A 4,125-nucleotide genomic window follows, 5' to 3' on the forward strand; every position below is an offset into this window, starting at 1 on the left:
AGGAAGCAGGAGACGAGCTCGCCGCGCTGGGCCTTACCGGCGTTGAGGAAGGTCGGGGTGGCGGGCTGGAAACGGCCGGTGAGGATCTCGTCGACGAGGCTCTCGGCGAGCTGACGGTCGCCGTCGGCCAGGAAGAGAGCGGTCATGGTGACGCGGTCCTCGAAGCGCTCGAGGTAGCGGCGGCCGTCGAAAGTCTTGAGCGTGTAGGAGGTGTAGTACTTATAGGCGCCGAGGAATGTCGGGAAGCGGAATTTATAGGCGTAGGCGCGCTGGAAGAGCGACTTGATGAATTCGTAGTCGTACTTCTCCAGCACCTCCGGCTCGTAATACTTGTTGTCCACGAGGTAACGCAGCTTCTCGTCCAGGTCGTGGAAGTACACGGTGTTCTGGTTGACGTGCTGCAGGAAATACTGGTTGGCGGCTTCCCGGTCCTTGTCGAACTGGATCTGGCCGTTCTCGTCGTACAGGTTAAGCAGCGCGTTGAGAGCGTGGTAGTCGAGCTGCTCCTCCTGGGAGCTGGTGTGCTCGGTGGTCTGCGTGGTCAAGGTGTCCGGTGCCTTTCGGTGGGGTTTGTTTAACAGGAGGCGTTGAGGGGTTCTAGGCCCAGGGCTTGTGCGTTGTCGAGCAGTCCCTCCCGCAGGATACGCACATCCTCGGGGTTGCCCATGAGCTCGAAGCGGTAGACGTAGGGGACGGAGCATTTTGCGGCGATGACCTCGCCGGCCATGCCGAAGTCCCGGCCGAAGTTGGAGTTGCCGCCAGCGACGACGGCGCGGATCAGCCCTCGGTTGTGCTCATTGTTGAGGAAGCGGATGACCTGGGAGGGCACGGGGCGGGAGTTCTGGTGGGTCATGGTGGCCCCTCCCCCATAGGTCGGGCAGACGAGTACATAGGGCTCGTCGACGACGAGGGGTTCCTCGTGCTTGTACAGAGGGATCCGCGCGTTCGGCAGGTCAAGCTTCTCGACGAAACGACGCGTGTTCTCCGACACAGAGGAGAAATACACGACGAGCATCGGTCACGTCCTTATAGGAAACGCCGCCCGGTTTCTCGTGGGCGGCGTGAGGTTTGTGGGTCGATGAGTGCTAAGCGACGACCGCGGTGAGGCTGTTGATGCGCTCCGGGCGGAAGCCGGACCAGTGCTCACCGTTGGCCTCGACGACCGGGGCCTGGAGGTAACCCAGGGCGAGGACGTAGTCACGTGCCTCATCGTCGAGGCTGATGTCCACGGTGTCGTACTTCAGGCCAGCACGGTCGAGGGCCTTTTCGGTGGCCTTGCACTGGACGCAGGCGGGCTTGGTGTAGAGGGTGATGGACATTCGGATAATCCTTATTCTGCTTACTGAATGAGGGGCCGACGGGGGGGTTCTCCCCCGTCTGGCGGCGACATCAACGACACTATACTTTGTGGTCATCACCCGCAACTGACACTATATATAGTAGTTACACACGTGATATTCCCAGGATAGCCGACCCTCGCGGCCTACATGTTGACCCCCTTCACCGCACCGAACAACACCGGTGGAACCACAACGCTGTGATTTCCCCAGCTCGCCCCAGTCTACCGTTATCCAATCGTTATAAATATACAAATAAGAGCCCCGGAATGACGAGAACCGCCCGCCCGGAAAGTATCCGGACGGGCGGCTGCTCGTCGATAAGCAAAGAGACGCTTAGCCCTGGCGGGCCTTGAAGCGCGGCTCCTTCTTGTTGATCACGTAGACCTTGCCACGACGACGCACGACCTGGGCGCCCGGCTTGTTCTTCAGCGACCGAAGCGACTTGCGGACCTTCATCGGGCGCTCCTTTCTGTATGCGCGATTTCGTTAACGATGCGACTTTTCCAACATGGCCATACCAGCCATGACACGAGGGAGTATGTTACCCCACGCCGTGGCCAACCACCAAAACCGCCTACGATGGCTCTCATGCAGGACACCATCATCGCCGCTCTCGGAACCCGCCCGCTAATCGACGCCCCCGTCGAAGCCACCACCCGCGTCGACTTCCTCGTCGATTATCTGCGGGTCACCGGCATGAAAGGTTATGTCCTCGGCATCTCCGGTGGGCAGGACTCCACCCTGGCGGGTCGGCTGGCGCAGCTGGCCGTCGAGAAGCTCCGCGCGGAGGGCGGGCAGGCCGAATTCTGGGCGGTCCGCTTGCCCCACGGCGTGCAGGCCGATGAGGACGACGCCCAGATGGCGCTCGACTTCATCAACCCCGACCACCGCCTCACCGTCAACATCGCCGGCGCGACCGGGGAGATGAACTCGGCCGTCGCCGCGGCACTCGGTAGAGAGGAGCTCGGGGATTTCAACGAGGGCAACGTCAAGGCCCGCCAGCGCATGATCGCCCAGTACGCCCTCGCCGGCGAGGTCTCCGCACTGGTCATCGGCACGGATCACGCCGCGGAGAACGTCACCGGGTTCTTCACCAAGCACGGTGACGGAGCCGCCGATATCGTGCCACTCGCGGGCCTGAACAAGCGTCAGGGGGCGCAGCTGCTCGCCGAACTCGGGGCCCCGCCCGCCACGTGGGAGAAGGTCCCCACCGCCGACCTGGAGGATGACCGCCCGGCGCTGCCCGACGAGGAAGCCCTCGGCGTCACCTACGCCCACATCGACGACTACCTCGAGGGGCGCGAAGTTCCGGAAGCCGCCCGCGAGCGCATCGAGCACCTGTGGCGCATCGGCGCCCACAAGCGGCACCTCGCCCCCGGCCCGCAGGACAGCTGGTGGCGTTAGCCGAGTAGTTCCAGGGTCTCCCGCGCCGCCGTCACCAGCGGCCGGGCGTAGCTACGTCCGTGGGTGAGGGTGTGCACCGCCAGGGGGTGGAGCTGGTGCATCGGGAAATGCGCGCGGAAATCCTCCGGTAGCGCCGTCACCTCCTGGTAGCCGCGCCACACATCCTCGCGGAAGGGCACGCCAAACAGCGCCAGCATCGCCAGGTCGGTGAGCGGGTGGCCGCCGTGCGCGGCCGGGTCGATGAATACCGGGCCCTCTTCTGCGAAGAGCAGGTTGCCTGCCCACAGGTCACCGTGGATGCGGGCAGGTGCCACGTCCCATGGCGTGCCGACGATCGCGGCGCATGCCTGCGCCACCACGGCATAGCCCTCGGGGTCGAGGTTGCCGGCCTCCATAGCGTGGCGGGCAAAAGGCAGCACCCGCTGGTTGGCGTAGAACTCACCCCAGTGCGGTGTCGGGGTGCACTCCTGCTCCTGGGTGCCGATGTAGTTCGGCCCCTCCCAGCCCGCCGGCGGGGCGCCGAAGGCCGGGGCCCCGGCGGCGTGAATCCGGGCCAATTCCCGCCCGGCCTGCCGTGCCGCCTCCTGGGTCGGGCTGACCTCTGTAACGAGGCGGGTCTGCAGCCGGTTGGCGGCGGCGTCGATAAGCACTACCTCCGCCACACAGTCGGAGCCTTCCCGGAGCCACCGCAACCCCGCGGCCTCCGCCTCAGCGGATCGGGGCTCACGGGGCTGTTTGGTGAAAACGTCGCTCATAGCAACCAGGTTAGTAGCGCTCCGGTTCCTCGCCGACCTCAAACTCGCGGCCGGAGATGTCCTCGGCGTTGATGCGCACCCAGTTGTACTTCAGGGTCGGGGCCCACGGCTTGAGCTCCAGGGTCTCCGCATGATCGATATCCTCCTGATTCTGCAGGACCTCAGCGGTGCCCTTGATAATGACAGACCAGGCGGTGCCGTCCACGAGACCGTCGGCCTCGAAGAGGACATCGTGGTTGAGGCTCAGGGTGAACAGCTTCGAGCCCTCGGCGGTGCGGAAGTACAGGGACTCACCGTCGACCACGAAGTTGATGGGGAAGATCTCGATGTCTTCCTTGCGGCGCATCACGATACGGCCCGGCTGCACATCCTCCAGGTAGGCGAGGGACTGCTCGGTGCTCAGGGTGCGGAAGACATCATCGTTGAAGGACATGAAAGGTTCTCCTTGTTCAAGGGGTTCAAGGTTCGACGCTTAAGCGTTCGTGTTCCCCTCCACACTACGTCGCCGCGGAATCCAATGAGCACTGAGCAATGAAAAAGAGGCCCACCCGGAGGTGGACCTCTTTCACACGGTGGAGCTAAGGGGACTCGAACCCCTGACCCCCACACTGCCAGTGTGGTGCGCT

At 63.9% G+C, this 4,125-nt stretch carries 7 protein-coding genes; 1 reads left to right on the forward strand and 6 read right to left on the reverse strand.

Annotation, left to right across the window (positions count from 1 at the left end; genetic code table 11):
- From Q4G50_RS14415 to ykgO, 4 genes are all read right to left on the reverse strand, one after another.
- The coding region (locus tag Q4G50_RS14415; RefSeq protein ID WP_303378348.1) for a ribonucleotide reductase N-terminal alpha domain-containing protein at window positions 1–545 on the reverse strand (545 nt) is incomplete at its 3' end.
- Between the two features lie 29 nt (window positions 546–574).
- A complete protein-coding gene (gene nrdI / locus Q4G50_RS14420; RefSeq protein WP_303378349.1) occupies window positions 575–1,015 on the reverse strand; it encodes a class Ib ribonucleoside-diphosphate reductase assembly flavoprotein NrdI in 441 nt (146 codons plus the stop codon).
- Window positions 1,016–1,085: 70 nt separating this feature from the next.
- On the reverse strand, window positions 1,086–1,319 hold the full coding sequence (gene nrdH, locus Q4G50_RS14425; RefSeq protein WP_085548238.1) for a glutaredoxin-like protein NrdH: 234 nt from the start codon (window positions 1,317–1,319) through the stop codon (window positions 1,086–1,088).
- Between the two features lie 354 nt (window positions 1,320–1,673).
- A complete protein-coding gene (gene ykgO / locus Q4G50_RS14430; RefSeq protein ID WP_005511141.1) occupies window positions 1,674–1,796 on the reverse strand; it encodes a type B 50S ribosomal protein L36 in 123 nt (40 codons plus the stop codon).
- Window positions 1,797–1,919: 123 nt separating this feature from the next.
- Between ykgO and nadE the strand changes: the two genes are divergently transcribed.
- Window positions 1,920–2,744: an ammonia-dependent NAD(+) synthetase gene (gene nadE, locus Q4G50_RS14435; protein WP_303378350.1), complete on the forward strand. Its 825-nt coding sequence runs from the start codon at window positions 1,920–1,922 to the stop codon at window positions 2,742–2,744.
- Here the strand turns inward: nadE and Q4G50_RS14440 are convergent.
- Together Q4G50_RS14440 and Q4G50_RS14445 are read right to left on the reverse strand one after the other, a co-directional pair.
- Entirely contained in the window at window positions 2,741–3,499 is a 759-nt protein-coding gene (locus tag Q4G50_RS14440) for a fructosamine kinase family protein (RefSeq protein ID WP_303378351.1), read from the reverse strand. The genes nadE and Q4G50_RS14440 overlap by 4 nt on opposite strands.
- Before the next feature lie 10 nt (window positions 3,500–3,509).
- Window positions 3,510–3,932, reverse strand: coding sequence for a pyridoxamine 5'-phosphate oxidase family protein (locus tag Q4G50_RS14445; protein ID WP_303378352.1), 423 nt, complete (start codon window positions 3,930–3,932; stop codon window positions 3,510–3,512).
- Window positions 3,933–4,125 lie beyond the last annotated feature (193 nt).

Source organism: Corynebacterium sp., assembly GCF_030538285.1.
Taxonomy (GTDB): domain Bacteria; phylum Actinomycetota; class Actinomycetes; order Mycobacteriales; family Mycobacteriaceae; genus Corynebacterium.

Bases quoted from the DNA above. Each gene is read 5' to 3' on its own strand.
- Q4G50_RS14440 (WP_303378351.1), bottom strand. From the start codon at position 3,499: ATGAGCGACGTTTTCACCAAACAGCCCCGTGAGCCCCGATCCGCTGAG.
- nrdI (WP_303378349.1), bottom strand. From the start codon at position 1,015: ATGCTCGTCGTGTATTTCTCCTCTGTGTCGGAGAACACGCGTCGTTTC.
- nadE (WP_303378350.1), top strand. From the start codon at position 1,920: ATGGCTCTCATGCAGGACACCATCATCGCCGCTCTCGGAACCCGCCCG.
- ykgO (WP_005511141.1), bottom strand. From the start codon at position 1,796: ATGAAGGTCCGCAAGTCGCTTCGGTCGCTGAAGAACAAGCCGGGCGCC.
- Q4G50_RS14445 (WP_303378352.1), bottom strand. From the start codon at position 3,932: ATGTCCTTCAACGATGATGTCTTCCGCACCCTGAGCACCGAGCAGTCC.
- nrdH (WP_085548238.1), bottom strand. From the start codon at position 1,319: ATGTCCATCACCCTCTACACCAAGCCCGCCTGCGTCCAGTGCAAGGCC.